This is a genomic window from Microtetraspora fusca (genome assembly GCF_001570365.1).
Classification (GTDB): domain Bacteria; phylum Actinomycetota; class Actinomycetes; order Streptosporangiales; family Streptosporangiaceae; genus Microtetraspora; species Microtetraspora fusca.
Window position 1 is genome coordinate 67,492 of sequence record NZ_BBYK01000075.1, and the last position, 18,263, is coordinate 85,754.

Sequence of the window (18,263 nt, forward strand, 5' to 3'; positions counted from 1 at the left end):
TTTGCACGCTGACGGAAACCAGGTACCGCCGACATTGGCTGTTCGGGTTTCACCCGCCCCTGCCGTACGGGGGCCGACATAATCGGACGATCCGTACAAACCGAGGAGTTGCCATGACGACCGCTTCGTACGAGATCAGGCCGATCGGCCACGTCGAATCGTCGATCACCGGCCGCGAGGCCGCGCCCAAGCAGGGGTTCGAGGGAGCGCCGGACGCGTGGCTGGTCCTCGACGCCGACGTGGCGGAGGGCATCCGCGACCTGGCCGCCGGTGACGAGGTCTTCGTGCTCACCTGGCTCCATCGCGCGCGTCGCGACGTGCTCGCCGTCCATCCCCGCGATGACCCGCGCAACCCGGAGACGGGAGTGTTCAGCACCCGCTCGCAGGACCGGCCCAACCCGATCGGGCTGCACCGGGTCCGGGTCGCCGCCGTCGAGGGCCGCCGCGTGCGCGTACGAGACCTCGAAGCCTTCGACGGGACGCCGATCGTGGACGTCAAACCGGTGATCGCGGGCGGCAGATGAGCGGCCGCCGTGCGTGTGGGACCTCGGAGGCGAGGCAGACGCCCGGCCGTGCCACCGGGGCGCGCCGGGCAGAATGAGGGGGTGTCCCGACGCCACGCCCGCCCCACGCTCCGCTCCGCTCCCACTTCCTCGTGCCCCTGCGGCACGGGCCTGCCGTACCGCGACTGCTGCGGACGGCTGCACCGAGGGGAGGCCGCAGCACCCACTGCGGAGGCGCTGATGCGGTCGCGGTTCAGCGCGTTCAGCGTCGGGGACGCCGGCTACCTGCTGCGCACCTGGCACCCGTCCACCCGTCCCGCCCGGCTCGACCTCGCCGGCGGCCCGCGGTGGGTGCGGCTGGAGATCCTGGGCACCACCGGCGGCAGCGCCTTCCACACCGAGGGCACCGTGCGGTTCCGGGCCCACTACGAAGATCGCGGGACGCCGGGGGCGATGGAGGAGAACAGCCGCTTCGTCCGCGACGCGGGCGCCTGGACGTACCTCGGGGCACTCTGACGCCACTATGGCTCAAGCGGCCCGGCGGGCCTTCCACAACCGCGGTCGTCGGCCGGCCCCGGCCGCGAGGTCAGCGACGGCGGCGTGTCGAACGGCTGGGCCGCCCCCGGAGGAGGTGTCATGGAGGACTACCGCGCGGTCGCCGACGAGGTCGCGGTTGAGATCGCCTCGGGTCGTCTGCGGCCCGGAGACCGGCTCCCGACGCAGCGCGCCTTCGCCCGGGGGCGCGGCATCGCCAACTCGACCGCCAGCCGCGTCTATCGCGAGCTGGCCCGGCGCGGCCTCGTCGTCGGTGAGGTCGGCCGTGGCACCTTCGTCCGCGCCGCGCAGCCGCCGCCCGTGCCTGCGCTCGCTGAGCCCTCCGCCGCCGGGATCGACCTCGAACTGAACTATCCCGTGGCCCCGGGGCAGCCCACCCTGCTCGCCCGGGGGCTCGGTCCGCTGCTGCGTCCCGACGTGCTCGGCGCCGCGTTGCGCCCGGCCGGCGCGGCCGGCACCCCGGAGGCGCGGCAGGCCGCGGCCCGGCTGCTCGAAGTGGACGGCCGGCGCCCCGACCCGGCGAGCGTGCTGTTCGCGGGCAACGGGCGGCAGGCCATCGCCGCCGCCGTCGCCGCGCTGGTGCCGCCCGGTGAGCGCCTCGGGGTGGAGGCCGTCAGCTATCCCGTGGTGAAGGCGGTCGCGCATCGGCTCGGCGTGACCACCGTCCCCCTGGCCGTGGACGCCGAGGGGCTGTGCCCGGACGCGCTCGCCGCCGCGCACCGTGCCGCCCCGCTGCGCGCGGTCTACCTCCAGCCCACCCTCCACAACCCGCTCGGAATCACCATGCCGGAGAGCCGGCGCGCCGAGATCGCCCGGACACTGCGCGAGCTGGGGCTGTACGCCGTCGAGGACGCGGTCTGGGGGTTCCTCGACGACGCCGCGCCGCCGCCGCTCGCCGCGCTCGCCCCGGAGCGCACGATCATGATCGACAGCCTCTCGAAGCGGGTGGCCCCCGGCCTGACCGTGGGTTTCGCCGTGACACCCCCGGGACTCGCCGATCGTCTCTCCGCCGCCCTGCGCTCCGGGGCGTGGACCCCCTCCCGGTTCGCCCTCGACGCCGCCGTCCGGTGGACCGCCGACGGCACCCTGGCCGCCGTCGCCGAAGCCAAGCGGGCCGACGCCGCGGCGCGCCAGCGGATCGCCGCGCAGCGGCTCGCCGAGTTCACCGTACGGGCCGACCCCCGCGCCTATTACTGCTGGTGGGAGCTGCCGGAGCAGTGGCGGGCCGAGACGTTCGTCGCCGCCGCGGCCCGCAGGGGGATCGCCGTCACGCCCGCCGCGTCGTTCGTCGTCGGGCCGCGCGGCGCGCCCGGCGCGGTGCGGCTCGGTCTCGCCTCCCCGCCCATGGAGACCCTGTCGTACGCGCTGGACGTGCTGGCCGGGCTCGCCCGCGCCACCCCCGAGGACGTGGCCGACGACTGAGGCAGCACTGAGGACGGAAGACGCCGACCACTGAGGAGCCCGGATCACGGCCCTGGCCCTTCTCCGGGCGCCCTGCTTCTCCACCCCGCGCCTCTTTCAACGGCGCCGAGACCGGTCGGATGCGTGGCCACGCGGGATTGTCGGTCGGACCCGGCACTATGTCCTCATGACAGACGCGCTCCACGCCACGCCCCTCGCCGACCAGGTGGAATACGCCGAGGCGGTGCGGGTGGCGGTCGACGCCGCCGCCGCTTACTACGGCGCGGGCGACTCCGCCCTCGACGACGACGCCTACGACCGCCTGGTGCGTGGCATCGAGGCGTACGAGGCCGCGCACCCCGACCAGGTGCTTCCGGGCTCGCCCACCGGCAAGGTGGCGGGCGGGGCGGTGACCGGCGACGTGCCGCACACCGTGCCGATGTTGAGCCTGGACAACGTGTTCTCCGCCGAGGAGCTGGCCGGGTGGGCGGCCGGGCTGGAGCGGCGGCTCGGCCGCCCGGTCGAGAGGTGGAGCGTCGAACCCAAGCTTGACGGGCTCGCGGTGTCGGCCCGCTACCACGGCGGCCGGCTGGTCCAGCTCGTGACCCGCGGCGACGGCGTGGCCGGTGAGGACGTGTCGCACGCGATCGGCATGGTCCACGGCCTGCCTGAGGCGTTGTCGGAGCCGGTGACCGTGGAGATCCGCGGCGAGGTGCTGATGACCGCCGCGCAGTTCGAGGAGGCGTGCGCGAAACGCACCGCCCACGACGGCACCACGTTCGCCAACCCGCGCAGCGCCGCCGCCGGGACGTTGCGGGCCAAGGACCGGCCGTACCGCTGCGAGATGACGTTCTTCGGATACGGCGCGCTGCCGCTGCCGCCCGACGACGCGAGCGAGCCGGCCGGGCGGCTGCGCGAGCTGCCGCACAGCGAGATCATGGAGCTGGTCGCCCGCCTCGGTGTGCAGACCACCGGGGCGACCCCGGTCGGCGTGGTGGCCGTGGCCGCCGTCGAGCAGGTCCAGGCCCGCGTCGAGGAGATCGCCGCGGCGCGCGCCGGGCTGCCGTTCGGCATCGACGGCATCGTCGTCAAGGCCGATCTCGCCGCCGACCAGGTGCAGGCCGGGTTCAGCTCCCGGGCGCCCCGCTGGGCGATCGCGTACAAGCTGCCCGCGGTCGAGAAGATCACCAAGCTGGTGCACGTGGAGTGGAACGTCGGGCGCACCGGCATCATCGCGCCGCGTGCCGTGCTGGAGCCGGTGCAGCTGGATGGCAGCGTCGTCACCTACGCCACGCTGCACAACCCGGCGGACATCACCCGGCGCGGCCTGATGCTCGGCGACCATGTGACCGTCTACAAGGCGGGCGACGTGATCCCGAGGGTGGAGGCGCCCGTGGCGCACCTGCGGACCGGGGCCGAGCGGCCGATCGTCTTCCCCGACGTCTGCCCGAGGTGCGGCGGCGAGATCGACGCGTCCCAGCAGCGCTGGCGGTGCGCCCGGGGCCGGGCCTGCCACGCGGTCGCCTCGGTGAGCTACGCGGTGGGCCGCGACCAGCTCGACATCGAGGGCCTGGGGGAGACCCGCATCGTGCAGTTGGTCGACGCGGGGCTGATCGCCGACTTCGCCGACCTGTTCACGCTCACCCGCGAGCAGATCCTCGGCCTGGACCGGATGGGTGAGACCAGCACCGACAACCTGTTGGCGGCGATCGAGCGGGCCAAGGAGAAGCCGCTCAACAAGGTGTTCTGCGCGCTGGGCGTGCGCGGCACCGGCCGCTCGATGTCCCGGCGGATCGCCCGCCACTTCGCCTCGATGGACGCGATCCGCGCCGCCGACGCCGAGGCGCTGCAGGCCGTGGACGGCATCGGGCCGGAGAAGGCGGCGGCCCTGGTGGAGGAGCTCACCGAGCTGGGGCCGCTGATCGACCGGCTGGTGGCGGCGGGGGTGACGATGACCGAGCCGGGCGTCGCCGGCCCCCGCGCCGCCGGATCCGACGCTCCGGGGTCCGACGCCGCCGGATCGGGGGCGGCGGTACCCGGCTCCCCGGAGGCGGCCGCCGGGCTCGCCGTGGAGCTGCCACTGGCGGGGATGGCCGTCGTGGTGACCGGCGCGATGAGCGGCCCGCTGGAGACGCTGACCCGCACCGAGATGAACGAACTGATCGAACGCGCCGGAGGCCGGGCGTCCTCCAGCGTCTCGGCCCGCACCTCCCTGCTCGTGGCCGGCGAGAAGGCCGGCTCCAAGCGGGACAAGGCCGCGACGCTCGGCGTGCGGATCGCCACCCCCGAGGAGTTCGCCGCCATGGTGGCCTCGTTCATCTGACCGCTCCGCCCGGCTTGGGAACACTATTGGTCACACACCACACTGGGACAGAAGTCGGCCAGTGACATGACGGCCCTTCCGCTTCCGTCCGCCCCTGCGCCTCACCTGGGATTGCTTCAGCCGCGAATTTCTGCTCAGCCGTCGCGGTCCGCAGGTGATGGAAACAGCCGCAGTGCGGACGGAGGCGCGTCGCGGGAAAGGAACGCCCGGCGCTTTCGATATCCCACGACGAGGCTGCCTCTTGCCGTGGAACTGATCGATTCCGTCCTCTGGTTCCTGATTGGAAAAGCTGATCGAGTACGGAATACCGATCGCGGTGTGATCTCGCGAGGGCCGCACGCCGCGCCCGACTCCGAGTCGGAAACCTCCGAAGCGCCGCGAACCGGAAACCTCTGAAGGCGTCCGGAAATCCAGCCGAGGAGCTCGATCCTCGGGTGCCCACGTGCGGCATATCGAGGGCGCATGCGGTTTTCCGGAGAGGTCGTCATCACCGGCTGGGCCAGGGGGAGGAGACGATCCGAGCGCCGGCGAAAGCGCCTGGTCAGGGGCGGGATTTCGCAATAAACCGGTGTGTGCGGCCCCGGTCGGCCCGTGTCACTGTTTTTGGGAATGCCGTCCGCGGTAGGCGGACGCCGCCGCGTGTCCAAGTGCACGTAGATGCCGGGTTGCGGGTTTTCCTGCATGGGTTCATGGAGCCATGCGGCGGTTCCGGATTATCCGCGGTCGTCCGGAGACGGCGCATGATTTGTGGGGGAGCCTGGTTGCTCCTGGTGGATTGTCTGCCCTCGGTCCGGGGACAGCGCCTGAACCGTGCGGCCGTGGTCCTGGTGGATTTTCTGCGGTCGTCCGGAAGACGGTGCGTGATTCGTGGGCCGCAGGCGGGTCCGGGCGGATTGTGGGCGGTCGGTTCCCCAAGGCTCATGCTCGTACCTGGAAGCTGCCCGTTTTCCGCCGCATGGTGCCCCTGAGTCGCCTCCACCCGCCGCACACAATCGTCAACAGCACCACTTCAAGCAAGACCAGTCCCACACCGTCGCCGACAGCGGCGGTCTTTTCCTTCCCATTGCGGCTTTCGCCTTCTTTGGCGCCATTGTGAGCCCGGTGCCTCGCCTGCGGCCGGCACGCCTGTGTGCCGGTGCGCTGCCGTCTCTCGCGGCCCGAGGTGCCGTCCCAGATGCGGTCGAGGGCGGGTGTGGCTCGGCGCTCCCTTCGCTCGTGCTGTCCGCGGTCTTGCGCTGTGTCCAAGGAGGGGCGACACGTCCCAAGAGAGTCCGGTTTGGGGCTTGACGACCCATCTGGGGGCCAATACATTCGCCGCATGTTCCCAAATGGGAGACGGCGTCCTCAATTTGAGGACAGGAAGAGTGGTCCATGGATGGCATTTCGCGCACGCCGCCCTTGAGCTCCAGCCAGAAGGCCCTGGCGCTTCTGGAGGCCATCGCGGAGATGCCGACCGCCGTGGGTGTCAGTGAACTCGCCCGGCAGGTCGGCTCGGGGCGGGGCACGGTGCACAAGCAGCTGGTCACGCTTGTGAGCTCCGGCTGGGTCGAACAGTGCGAGGACGGACGTTACCGGCTCAGCATGCTGGCGACCCGGGTGGGAAACGCGGCGCTGGAGCAGGCGAGCCTCGGCGAGCGCGTACGTCCGGCCATGCAGCGCCTGGCCGACGAGTGTCGCGAAGCGGTGTCCCTGTCCGTCCTCGAACGCGGTACGGCTCTGATCGTGCAGCGCGTCGAATCGGAGCAGGTCCTGAACGCCGACCTCAAGGTCGGGACCAGGATGCCGCTGGCGACCAGCGCCTCCGGGCTCGTGTTGACGGCCTTCGCCCTGCCGGAAGAGCGTGCCCGGCTGGTGGGCCAGGGCGTGGCGCTCGCGTCCGACGAACGCCTTGACGAGGTACGGCGCAGGGAACTGGCCCAGTCGGTGGACGAGTACATGGTGGGCATCGCGGCGGTCGCGATGCCCATCCAGAACTCGCAGAACCGGGTCGTGGCCGCGCTGAGCGTCGCGGCGCCCAGCATCCGAATGGACCTGGCGGGCAGCGAGGCGGCGCTTCGCACCGCGCAACAGATCATCAATCAGCTCGTGTCAGGAGTGAAGTGAGCATCGTCATTCGCAAGTGGGTGAGCACCGTAGAAGATGTGCTCGTCGAGGCCGGGCGCCCTCTGGAGCGCCCCGCGCGGCGGGTCGTCGTCGGGGCGGTGATCTCCAACCCCTACAGCGGCCGCTACTCCGAAGAGCTCACCGAGCTGATCGACGCGGGCGAGACGCTCGGTGCGGAGCTCGTGCGGCGGTGCAAGGAGTTGCTCGGCGATGAGATCGAGGCCTACGGCAAGGCCGGCATCGTGGGGGTCAACGGCGAACTGGAGCACGCCTCGGCGGTGCTGCACCCCAAGTTCGGCCCGCCCGTACGCGGTGGTGCCGAAGGCGTGTCCATCCTTCCCTCGGCGAAGAAGCGCGGCGGACCCGGCACCAAGATCGATGTTCCGGTGCACCACAAGCGCGCGATGCTCATCCGCTCCCACTTCGACGCGGTGGAGTTCGGCGTGACCGACGCACCGCTGCCGGACGAGCTCGTCATCGCCCTGGCGGTGACCAACGCGGGGCGCCCCCACGCCCGCGTCGGCGGTCTCCGGGAGGAAGACGCGATCGGCGAGGACGGTCTGCGCTAGCGCTCTGATCGGGGAAGACCGCCGGGCCGACCACTGCGGTGGCCTCCGCGCTTCTGCCCCCCGCCAACCCGGCCCCGGTTCCCGGCATCGCGCCGGACCGTATCCGGCGAATGAAGCGTCGCTGCGCGCGGCCCACCCCAGTGCCTCGCCGCAGTTGCCGCCCCACACACGAAGACACCTCGCCGGCTCGAAGCCTCCGCGGCCTCGGGAACGGAGGCCCGCCCCGGCTTTCTCGACCGCCTGGTGATGCGTCCGTTCTGGCGATGCGACCGTTCTGGACCGCACTCGCCACGGGCGCATCCAACGGGCACCCCGGCTGCGGACTCCAGCGAACAGCCGCGCCCATCACCGCACCGCCAAATCACGCCCCAAAAGGACAGCCACGCCCCGTCGCCCCCCAACAGCCGCGACCCCCCTCAACACCCCCCAACTCAGGACCTGAAAGAGGCACGACACATGCACAACAAGCGACTGCTGCGCGTCGCGGCCGCCGGCGTCGGGCTCACGCTCACGCTCGCGCTCGCGACCGCGGCCTGTGGATCGGAAGGGACACCCGCCGCGTCGGGCGGCAAGCCGGCGGCGAAGAACATGGTGGCGCCGCTGTCCGGGCAGCTCGGCGACAAGAGCTTCATGGACTCGGCGAACCGCGGCTTCAAGCGTGCGGAGACGGACCTCGGCGTCACCGTCAAGGTGATCGAGGCGTCGACGAACGACGCCCCCGCGTGGGAGCGCAACCTCCGTGAGGCCGCCAAGCGGGACGACGTCGGTCTCGTGCTCACCGGCGGCACCGTGGTGGCGAGCACGCTCAAGAAGGTGTCGCCGGCCTTCCCGAACCAGAAGTTCCTCATCTTCGATGCGCCGAGCCAGGGCCCGAACTCCACGGGCATCACCTACGCCCAGAACGAGGGCGCGTTCCTCGCCGGCGCGCTCGCGGCGTACATCACCAAGAGCCCGGACAAGTTTCCCAAGGCCAAGGGGTCGATGAAGGTGGGCCTCTGCGCCGGCATGGACATCCCGGTCATCCGGGACTTCATCGTCGGGTTCCAGCAGGGGGTCAAGACCGTGGACCCCAACGTCACGGTCGACGTGCGGTTCACCGGTGACTTCGTCAGCCCGCAGAAGGGCTTCGACACCGCGAGCGCGATGTTCAAGGACGGCGCCGACGTCGTCTACCAGGTCGCGGGACCGACGGGCATCGGGATCCTCAAGGCCGCCAAGGAGGCCGGACGCTACGGCATCGGCACCGACTCGAACCAGAACGACCTGCACCCCGGTTTCATCGCCGCCAGCGTGATCAAGTCCGTGGACAACACCGTTTATCAGGCGATCAAGGACTTCACCGACGGGAAGCTGACGATGGGGGAGACCCGCGTGGGTGACCTGTCCAACGACGGCGTCAGCATCGAGTTCGACGACGCGATCGTCCCGGCCGACGTCCAGAAGCAGATCGGCGACCTCAAGCAGCAGGTGACCGACGGAAAGATCACCGTCGACACGGCGCTCAAGTAACCGCCGAGCCCCGGCTATCACCGAGCGAGCGATATGAAACAGACAACCCCCCTGCTGGAGATGCGCGGCATCACCAAGCGGTTCGGGCCCCTGACCGCGGTCGACGGCGTCGACCTCGACGTGCGTGCCGGCGAGGTCCATGCTCTCCTCGGCGAGAACGGGGCCGGCAAGTCCACCCTGATGAACTGCCTGTTCGGACTGCAGCAGCCCGACGCGGGAGAGATCCGCATCGAGGGCACCCCGGTGCGCGTCGACGGACCGCGGGCGGCGCTGCGCCACGGCATCGGCATGGTGCACCAGCATTTCAAGCTGGTGCCCTCGCTCACCGTGGCGGAGAACGTGTTCCTCGGCCACGAGCGCATGCGCGCCTTCGGTTTCCTCGACAGGGCCGCGCAACGCGCTCGTGTCGCCGAGCTGTCGGAGAGGTACGGCATCGGGGTCGATCCGGACGCGAAGGTCAAGGACCTGTCGGTCGGGGCGCAGCAGCGCGTGGAGATCATCCGAGCCCTCTCGGAGGACGTCCGGCTGCTCGTCCTGGACGAACCCACCGCGGTGCTCACCCCGCAGGAGACCGAGCGGCTCTTCGAGACCCTGCGTGGCTTCGTGGCGGCCGGCCTCGGGGTCGTCCTGATCAGCCACCACCTGTCGGAGGTCTGCCGGATCGCGGACCGGGTGACCGTGCTGCGGCACGGCCGGCGGGTCGCCGCCGAGCGCGTCGCCGACGTCGACGAGCACCGGCTTGCCGAGCTGATCGTCGGCAAGGACCTCCCGCGCCAGACCAAGGAGTGGGGGCGGGGCACGCCGGGCGCGCCGAAGCTGGAGGTCCACGGGCTACACGTGCGGGACAGCCGCGGCGTCGAGCTGATCAAGGGTTTGGATCTCACCGTGCACGCGGGGGAGATCGTCGGGATCGCCGGGGTGGCGGGCAACGGGCAGACGGAGCTGGTGGAGGCCATCGCCGGCATCCGTCGGCCCGGTGCGGGCTCGATCCGGGTCGCCGGCGTCGAGGTGGCGGGCAGGCGCCCGCGCGCGGCCAGGGTCGCCGGCCTCGCTCACGTGCCCGAGGACCGGAACACGCGCGGCCTGAGCGTCTGGTCGCCGGTGACCGACAACATCGTCGTCGGCCATCTCGACGACCGGAGCCTGGGCAGGCCGCTGCTCAAGCCGGCGAGGGTGCGCCGGCTCGCCGAGCGACTGATCGAGCGCTTCGACGTCCGCGTCGCCCACCCCGGGGTGTTCGCCAAGCGGCTCTCTGGCGGCAACGCGCAGAAGATGGTGCTGGCGCGCGAACTGTCCAGGGAACCCGAGGTCATCGTGTGCTGCGAGCCGGTGCGCGGTCTGGACATCGCCGCCACCGAGTTCGTGCACCGCCAGCTCGTCGAACACCGCGATCGCGGAGCCGCCGTGCTGCTCGTCTCCACCGAGCTGCCGGAGATCCTGTCGCTCGCCGACCGCATCCTCGTGATGTTCACGGGTGAGGTCGTCGGGGAGTTCGCCGGTGACCGCCCGTCCGAGTTCGAAGTGGGCCGGCTGATGTTGGGGATGAGCGCATGACCGACACCACCGCCCCCGCGGCGTCACCCGCGCGCGCCCGGCTCAGCGCGCTGCGGCCGTCCCCCGGCCTCCGCCAGTCGCTCATCGCCATCGCGCTCGGCCTGCTGGCCTCCTTGATCATCATCGCCGTGATCGCGGACGAGCCGATGGCCGCCTTCCGGGCATTCGCCCTCGGGTCGTTCGAGGACGTCTACAGCTTCGGCACCATGCTGTCGATCGCCACCATCCTGGCGATCACCGGTCTGTCCTCGGCCATCGGGTTCAAGGCCGGCGCCTTCAACATCGGCGGCGAGGGACAGTTGTACGCGGGCGGGCTCACTGCCGCCGTCGTGGCGCTGTACATGCCGGGGCCCGGACCGGTCGTCATGGTCACCGCCCTCGTGGCCGCCGCTGTGGTCGGCGCGGCCTGGATCGCGATCCCCGCCCTGCTGCGGGTCTACTTCGGGGTGACGGAGATCGTCACGACGCTGATGTCCACGTACATCGCGATCGACGTCACGACGTACCTGGTCAAGGCGTACTTCAAGGATCCGCAGTCCGGCGCTCTGGAAACGCCGCCGATCCCGCAGGAGACCTGGCTGCCCGGCATTCTCAGCCCGTCCAACGCGAACTACGGCCTGTTCCTGGCGGTCCTCCTGGCGGGGGCGATGGCGCTGTTCCTGGCGCGCACCCGGCTCGGTCTGCGACTCCGGCTCGTGGGCCTGCAGCCGTCGTTCGCCGAGAACGTGGGCATCGCGTCCGACCGCACGCTGCTCGGCGGCATGCTCACCAGCGGCGCGCTGGCCGGGCTGGCCGGAGGCGTGGCCATCCTCGGGCTGACGCACAACTTCATCGACAGCTTCTCGCCGCAGTTCGGCTTCCTGGGCATCACCGTGGCCCTCATCGGGCGGCTGTCGCCGTTCGGGGTTCTCGCCGCCGCGGTGCTGTACGGGTCGCTGATGACCGGCGCGACCTCGATGCAGTCGGTGTCCGACGTGCCGTTCGCCCTCGTCTTCATCCTCCAGGGACTCCTCATTTTGCTGATCACCAGTCAGGGCATCCGCCGAAGGGGTGCGATGTGAGCGGGCTCGCCAACTTCCTCGCACTCGCCATCACGTCGACGATCCCCGTCCTGGCCACCGCCATGGGCGGTGCGATCGCGGAGCGCGCCCGCGCCACCAACATCGCCATGGACGGCTCGATGCTCATCGCGGCGCTCGTGGCGCTGGGAGTGACCGACAAGACCCAGAACGTGTGGGTCGGCCTCGTGGCGGGCGTCCTCGCCGGCGGTCTGTTCAGCGCTCTGCTGGCGATCGCCGCCTTCGTCCTGCGCTGCGACATCATCATCGCCGGGATCGCGCTGAACCTGCTGGCCAGCGGCTTGGCCCTGCTGGTCACCGTCGTGGTCTTCCACCAGCCCGGGACCTATGCGCCCGCCGGGCTGCCGACGCTGCCGCACGTCCCGCTCGGACCGCTCGCGGAGATCCCCGTCCTGGGACCCGCCCTCGACAGGCAGAGCGTCCTCGTCTACGTCGCCCTGGCCCTCGTCGCGGTGGCCTGGGTCGTCACGCACAAGACCCGCTTCGGGCTGTGGGTGCAGGCCGTCGGCGAGAGCGACGAGGCGGCCCTGGCCGCCGGCATCAGCCCGGTCCGGGTGCGCACCACCGCGATCATCGCCAGCGGCCTCACCGCCGGCGTGGGCGGCGCCTTCCTGACCATCAGCGTCGTGGGCACGTTCAACACCCAGACGACCAACGGCGCGGGGTTCATCGCGCTCGCCGCGATCATCTTCGGCCGCGCCACGATCCTGGGCTCGGCGGCCGCGGCGTTCCTCTTCGGCCTGGCGGTCGCCGCGTCGCTGCAGATGCAGGGCGGCGGCGGCCTGCTCGACCCACAGCTCCTGCATGCCCTCCCGTACGTGACGACCATCGTCGTACTGGCCGTATACGGAATCCGCCGCCGCCGCGTCGAGCGGTTCGCGGCGTCGGACACCGCGTACGTGCCCGCCATCATCCCTCGCGACTAGAAGGACCATCCCCATGCCCAAGAAAGCCACTGTGCTGGTCGACTGCGACACCGGCGTCGACGACGCCATGGCGCTGCTGTACCTGTTGCTCGACCCGGATGTCGAGGTCTGCGGGCTGACCACGGTGTTCGGCAACATCTCCGCCGAGACGGCGGCCATCAACTGTCTCAGGGTGCTCGAACTCGTCGGGATGGAGCACATCCCCGTCGCCAAGGGCGCCGACGTCATGATCCGTGGCGACATCCCCGAGCTGGCACCGCACGTGCACGGCCAGGACGGCCTGGGGAACTCCAACCTGCCGATGCCCAAGGGCAGCTGGCAGGACGAGACCGCCGCCGAGATGATCGCGCGGATCGCGCGGGAGCGCCCCGGCGAGGTGCACCTGATCGCCACCGGCCCGCTGACCAACGTCGCGATCGCCTTGGCCATGGAGCCCGAGCTGCCCAAGCTGATCAAGCATGTGACGATCATGGGCGGCGCCGCGGACGCGCCCGGCAACCAGACGCCCGCGGCGGAGGCGAACATCCTCCACGACCCGGAGGCGGCCCAGGCCGTGCTCAGCGCCGCGTGGAACACCACCCTCGTGCCGCTCGACGTGACCATGGAAGAGCTGATCACCGAGGAGCACCGCGCCCACTTCGAACGGGTCGCCACGCCGGTGACCTCGTTCGTCGCCCGGATCACCGACCACTACTTCGACTTCTTCCACGCCGAGTCGTTCGACGTCCGGTGCTCGCCGTGCCACGACGCGCTGGCGGCGGCCATCGCCGTCGGGGACGTCGAGCCGATCGAGGCGCCGGTCGTCAACGTCGAGGTGGAGTGCGGTTACGGGCCCGGACGCGGCGCCACGATCTGCGACACGCGCGGGCGCTACCGCGGCCACCCTCCCCAGGAAGGCGCGCGCTGCCGGGTCGTCCTCAAGACCGACGGCACGTTCGCCGACGTGCTCTCCCGGCGCCTGGAGACCTGGCCGCCGCCGCACGGCCGGCTCGCGAACGGCGGCGCCCGATGAGCACCACGGAACTGCAGGGCCTGCGGCTGGTCGTCGTCGGCGCGGCGTCCGGCATCGGCGAGGCCACCGCGCGGCTCTGCGAACTGCGCGGCGCGCGGGTCGTCCGCGTCGACCGCGTCGCCTCGCCGCACGTCGACGTTGTCTGCGACATCACGGACGGCGAATCGTGCCACACCGCCGTCGAACGCGCGGCCGAGCTCATGGCCGGGATCGACGGTGTCGCCGTCACCGCCGGCATGGGCGAGTACGCGACGATCGAGGAGACGACGCCGGAGCTCTGGGACCTGACGCTCGGCGTCAACCTTCTCGGTCCCAGCCGGATCGCCCGGGCGGCGCTGCCCCACCTGCGCCGATCGCGGAACGCCGCGTTCGTGACGGTGGCCTCCGCCGCCGGTATCCGCTCCTACCCCAAGTTCACCGCGTACTCCTCGTCCAAGGCCGCCCTGGTGCACTGGACGAAGGTCGCCGCCCGTGAGCTCGCCCTCGAGGGCGTGCGCGTCAACTGCGTGAGTCCGGGACCCATCGACACGCCCATGCTGCGCTCGAACCAGCCGGACGGGCACACCGTCGGGTCATGGCTCGTCGAGGTCGCCAAGCACACGGCCATGGAGCGGGTCGGCACGGCGGACGAGGTGGCGGAGGCGATCTCCTTCCTGCTCTCGCCCCGCTCCAGCTACGTCACCGGCGTCGTCCTGCCGGTGGACGGAGGGGAGGTCGCGTGAGCGTCCGCACCCGCGCGCACGAACGTCACCACAACGCGAAGGACTGTTTCCAATGAGGCTGGGACCGCTTGACGAGCGCCGATTCCAGGGGCTGCACCACGTCTGCCTGACCGTCGCGGACCTGGACCGCTCGATCGCCTTCTACGGCGCATTCGGCTTCCGTGAGATCATGCGGTGGAGTGAGACCCCCGAGGTGTGCGCGGACGGTCTGGGCATCCCCGGCGCGGCGATCGAGCTCGCCCACCTGCGCGGCCATGGGATCGTGCTGGAGCTGATGGTCTACTCCGCGCCGCCGGCGGCGAAGGTCGCGCCGTCCCCGGCCGACGTCGGCACCGCGCATCTCGCCCTCGTCGTCGACGACATCGACGCCGTGCACGCCGCGGTCACGGCCGCGGGCGCCACGGTGGTCTCCGACCCGGTGCGGGACCCGTCGGCGGATTCGTTCCAGATCGTCGACCCGGACGGCATCCGCGTCGAGTTCATCGCCCCCGACCCCGGCGGCGCGCTCCCGCCCACGGCCGTCACGCCGGAAGGGGTCCGCGACGAGGAACTGGACTCCTTCTCCGCCCACCGCGTCGAGTCCGACGGCACGCTCCCTCCGCTGGACGGGGCGTCGACCGCCCTGCTCGTGGTGGACATGCTCAACGACTTCTGCTCCGACGGCGGTGCGATGGTGCTCCCCGGGGCGGACCGGCTCCACGACCCGATCAACCGGCTCGTGGACGCGACCCGTCAGGCCGGCGGGCATGTCGTCTGGGTGTGCGACAGGCACGACTCGCTCGACGACGAGGAGTTCCGCAAGAGGGCACCGCACTGCCTCGCCGGAACCTGGGGCGCCGAGGTCGTCGACGGGCTGTCCAAGGCGGACGACGACCACCTGCTCGTGAAGCGGAGGTTCAGCGCGTTCTTCCAGACCGACCTGGACGCGTGGCTGCGCCGGAAGGGCATCACGCGGCTCATCGTCTGCGGTGTCGTCACGAACATCTGCGTCCGGTCGACGGCGCACGACGGCTTCTTCCTCGGCTACGACGTCCTCGTTCCCCGGGACGCCTGCGCCGCCACGGGCTCGCGCGAACAGGCGTCCACGCTGTACGACATCGAGACGCACTTCGGCACGGTCGCCGGGACGGACGAGCTGTGCCTCGCCCTCGAGGCGGCGGCGAAGGGTTCGGTGGCGTGAGCGACGACCTGCTCATCACCGGGATCGGCGCCATCGTCTCGGGCGACCTCACGGCACCGATCCTCGCCGGCGACAGCGTCCTGTGCCGTGACGGGCTCATCGCGGCCGTCGGCCGGCTCGACGACGTGCACCCGGGCGGCACGCCCCGCACCATAGACGCCAACGGCACGACGCTGGTCCCGGGGCTCATCGACGCGCACACGCACCCCGTGCTCGGCGACTACACGCCGCGCCAGAACACGTCGGGGTGGATCGAGTCCTACGTGCATGGTGGTGTCACCACGCTCGTGTCGTGCGGCGAGCCGCACACCCCCGGCCGGCCGAGGGACGCCGCGGGGGTGAAGGCGCTGGCGATCCTCGCGCACAAGAGCTTCGCCACGGTGCGCCCGCTCGGTGCGAAGGTCCATGCCGGGGCCCTGCTTCTCGAACCGGGACTGACCGAGGAGGACTTCGCCGAGGCCGCGGCGGAGGGGTGCTGGCTGCTGGGGGAGATCGGCATCTCCAGCGTGAGCGACCCGGCCGCCGCCGTGCCGCTGGTCGAGGCCGCCAAGCGGCATGGCTTCCTCGTACCGGTGCATGTCGGGGGTGCCTCCGTCCCGGGCTCGACCGTCATCGGAGCCGACATGGTCGTCGCCGTGCAGCCCGACGTCGCCGTGCACTGCAACGGCGGTCCGACCGCTCCCAGCCACGACGACGTGGTCCGCATCATCGAGGAGACCGACGCGGCCATCGAGATCGTCCAGGCGGGCAACACCCGCGCGCTGCGCGACGTGGTGCGCGAGCTCATGCGGCGGGATCTCGTCGACCGGCTGCAGATCGGCAGCGACACCCCGTCGGGCACCGGCGTCATCCCGGTCGGCATCCTGCGCACCATGGCCTACGCCTCCGCGCTGGCCGGTCTGGAGCCGGAGCTCGCCGTCTGCGCGGCCACCGGTTCGACGGCGCGCCGCTACCGACGGAACACCGGAATCATCGAGCCCGGCCGCGAGGCGGACCTCGTGTTCCTCTCCACCCCGCGCGGCTCCGCGGCTCCGACCGCGTTGGAGGCGCTGCGGGCGGGGGACATCCCGGCGGTCTGCGGCGTGATCATCGACGGTGTCGTACGGGTCACCGCCAGCCGAGTGACTCCGCCGCCCGCGCACGCCCCGTCCTTCGGCTGAATCCGGGATGACGGCCGTCACCGAGCCGGCCGGCGGCACGCGGCGCGATCGGTTCACGATCTCGCTGTATCTGCTGCTGGCCGGCGTCGCCATTCTGCACAGTGGGTTGGGCGCGCTGCTGCCGTACATGCGGCACGATCTGCGGATGAGTCATGTTGTCGAGAGCGTGCACCTGTCGGCCATGGCCGTGGGAGGTCTCGTCGCGTCGGTCCTGGCCGAGCCCGTACGCCGCAAGCTGGGCCGAGGCAGGCTGTTGCTCTGCGCCGGGCTCCTCGTGGCCGCGGGCGGGGTGGGCTTCGCGGTCGCCACGACGCCGACGATCAGTGTGGCGAGCGCGTTCCTCGTCGGTCTCGGTGGGAGCGTCTGCCTCATCTCCGGGCAGGCGGCGCTCGTCGGACTGCAGGGGCCGCGGTCCGCCCGCATGATCATCGAACTGAACCTCGCCTACAGCCTCGGCGCCGCTCTGGGAACCGCCGCACTGCCACTCGTCGCGGGCTCCGGGCTTGGTTGGCGGGGGTTCGGCGGCCTCCACGCGGTGCTTCTGTGTCTGGTCGTCGTGCCGCTGATGCTGGGCACCGCGCGGTCGGCGGACCCACCGGCCGTCCCGCCGCGGCGCGCCGCGTCAGGGGTACGGCGGGGCCGGCCCGCCTTCGGCGTCGTCGCCGCGGCCCTCAGCGTCGCGGTCGAGTGGTCCTTCGCCCTGTGGGTGGCCACGTACCTGCACGACGTCGTGGGACTCGACCGAGCCCAGGCGAGCTGGGGCACGTCGCTGATGCTGACCGGCGTGATCGCCGGTCGCGCCGCGGGCAGCCGGATGGTCGCCCGCGTCGCCCCGCAGCACGTCCTGACCGGATCGCTCCTGACGTGCGGTCTCGCCTTCGGCCTGCTGAACGCGTCGCACTCGACGACCGCGGTGGTCGGCGCGGCGGCGGTCGCCGGCCTCGGAATCGCCAACCTCTATCCGGCGGCGGTGGCGATGGTCATCGGCGGAGACCCGTCGCGGGCCGACACGGCGATGGCCCGGTGCTCGCTGGCCACGTCGACGTCACTCATGATCTCGCCGGTCCTGCTCGGCTGGCTCGCCGACTCCGTGGGGCTGGCCCGGGCGTTCACGGTCGTGCCCGTGTTCGTGGTGGGCGCGCTCGCCGCGATCCGGCTCGCCGGCGGCCCGCGCCCGGCCGCTCGGTCCTCAATGCCGTCAGGCCGGGCCGGCGTGGGCTGAGCCGTCGGCGGCCACCGCTGATCGTCATCCGTGAGGGCGAACGACGATCAGCGGTGGCAGCGGACGGTAGGGTCCGGCGCCGCGATCTGGGTGGGGTTCGGTCAGTTCATGGCGAAGGTGGTCAGGACGGCGGCGTGGTCGGAGGTCCAGGCGTTGTCCTTGTGGCCGGGGATCGGGGCCGGGGTGCCCTCGACGACGGCCTCGGAGGAGGTCACCTCGATGTCGCCCTTGTAGTGGACGAAGTCGATGCGGTCCTGCGGCTCGGGCTCGCCCTTGTGGGCGTCGTGGCCGTAGCCACCGGTGAAGGTGGTGTAGATCGGCGACCAGGTGATGCCGGGGGCGGCGACCGGGTCGGGGTGGGCCACCCGGTAGGAGTCCTTCATCCCGGACTGCTCAGGGGCGACCGAGGTGGGCCAGGGGACGGAGTCGTAGCCGCACTTCTTGG

15 protein-coding genes and 1 pseudogene are annotated in these 18,263 nt (G+C 71.5%); 15 read left to right on the top strand and 1 reads right to left on the bottom strand.

Annotated features, from left to right (window positions below; genetic code table 11):
• Positions 1–113: 113 nt before the first annotated feature.
• From tsaA to AWQ68_RS35470, 15 genes are all read left to right on the top strand, one after another.
• Positions 114–524 (top strand): tRNA (N6-threonylcarbamoyladenosine(37)-N6)-methyltransferase TrmO, encoded by a 411-nt coding sequence (tsaA, locus tag AWQ68_RS35400; RefSeq protein ID WP_066949500.1) that lies wholly within the window; start codon positions 114–116, stop codon positions 522–524.
• 81 nt (positions 525–605) lie between these two features.
• Positions 606–1,019 (top strand): YchJ family protein, encoded by a 414-nt coding sequence (locus AWQ68_RS35405; protein WP_066949503.1) that lies wholly within the window; start codon positions 606–608, stop codon positions 1,017–1,019.
• Between the two features lie 120 nt (positions 1,020–1,139).
• Positions 1,140–2,480: an aminotransferase-like domain-containing protein gene (locus AWQ68_RS35410; protein ID WP_066949507.1), complete on the top strand. Its 1,341-nt coding sequence runs from the start codon at positions 1,140–1,142 to the stop codon at positions 2,478–2,480.
• 166 nt (positions 2,481–2,646) lie between these two features.
• Entirely contained in the window at positions 2,647–4,782 is a 2,136-nt protein-coding gene (gene ligA / locus AWQ68_RS35415) for an NAD-dependent DNA ligase LigA (protein ID WP_066949510.1), read from the top strand.
• A gap of 1,371 nt (positions 4,783–6,153) precedes the next feature.
• Positions 6,154–6,885, top strand: a complete 732-nt coding sequence (locus AWQ68_RS35420; RefSeq protein WP_084464764.1) for an IclR family transcriptional regulator — start codon at positions 6,154–6,156, stop codon at positions 6,883–6,885.
• Positions 6,882–7,454, top strand: coding sequence for an amino acid synthesis family protein (locus tag AWQ68_RS35425; protein ID WP_066949516.1), 573 nt, complete (start codon positions 6,882–6,884; stop codon positions 7,452–7,454). The genes AWQ68_RS35420 and AWQ68_RS35425 overlap by 4 nt, the downstream gene beginning before the upstream one ends.
• Before the next feature lie 456 nt (positions 7,455–7,910).
• Positions 7,911–8,963, top strand: coding sequence for a BMP family lipoprotein (locus tag AWQ68_RS35430; protein WP_066949519.1), 1,053 nt, complete (start codon positions 7,911–7,913; stop codon positions 8,961–8,963).
• 33 nt (positions 8,964–8,996) lie between these two features.
• Positions 8,997–10,517, top strand: coding sequence for an ABC transporter ATP-binding protein (locus tag AWQ68_RS35435; RefSeq protein WP_066949522.1), 1,521 nt, complete (start codon positions 8,997–8,999; stop codon positions 10,515–10,517).
• The gene (locus tag AWQ68_RS35440) at positions 10,514–11,578 is read left to right on the top strand and encodes an ABC transporter permease (protein WP_066949525.1); all 1,065 of its coding nucleotides are present in this window, start codon (positions 10,514–10,516) and stop codon (positions 11,576–11,578) included. The genes AWQ68_RS35435 and AWQ68_RS35440 overlap by 4 nt, the downstream gene beginning before the upstream one ends.
• Positions 11,575–12,522, top strand: a complete 948-nt coding sequence (locus tag AWQ68_RS35445; RefSeq protein ID WP_066949528.1) for an ABC transporter permease — start codon at positions 11,575–11,577, stop codon at positions 12,520–12,522. Before AWQ68_RS35440 ends, AWQ68_RS35445 begins: the two co-directional genes overlap by 4 nt.
• Before the next feature lie 13 nt (positions 12,523–12,535).
• Positions 12,536–13,534: a nucleoside hydrolase gene (locus AWQ68_RS35450; protein ID WP_066949531.1), complete on the top strand. Its 999-nt coding sequence runs from the start codon at positions 12,536–12,538 to the stop codon at positions 13,532–13,534.
• A complete protein-coding gene (locus AWQ68_RS35455; protein WP_066949533.1) occupies positions 13,531–14,256 on the top strand; it encodes an SDR family NAD(P)-dependent oxidoreductase in 726 nt (241 codons plus the stop codon). Before AWQ68_RS35450 ends, AWQ68_RS35455 begins: the two co-directional genes overlap by 4 nt.
• Positions 14,257–14,308: 52 nt before the next feature.
• Positions 14,309–15,436 carry an isochorismatase family protein gene (locus AWQ68_RS44485; protein WP_084464766.1) on the top strand — a complete coding sequence of 376 codons (1,128 nt, stop codon included), beginning with the start codon at positions 14,309–14,311 and terminating at the stop codon, positions 15,434–15,436.
• On the top strand, positions 15,433–16,596 hold the full coding sequence (locus AWQ68_RS35465) for an amidohydrolase family protein (protein ID WP_245656419.1): 1,164 nt from the start codon (positions 15,433–15,435) through the stop codon (positions 16,594–16,596). Before AWQ68_RS44485 ends, AWQ68_RS35465 begins: the two co-directional genes overlap by 4 nt.
• A gap of 7 nt (positions 16,597–16,603) precedes the next feature.
• On the top strand, positions 16,604–17,818 hold the full coding sequence (locus AWQ68_RS35470; protein ID WP_066949536.1) for an MFS transporter: 1,215 nt from the start codon (positions 16,604–16,606) through the stop codon (positions 17,816–17,818).
• 101 nt (positions 17,819–17,919) lie between these two features.
• Here the strand turns inward: AWQ68_RS35470 and AWQ68_RS43830 are convergent.
• Positions 17,920–18,263 (bottom strand): annotated as a pseudogene (locus AWQ68_RS43830) (endonuclease/exonuclease/phosphatase family protein); the annotation flags it as partial.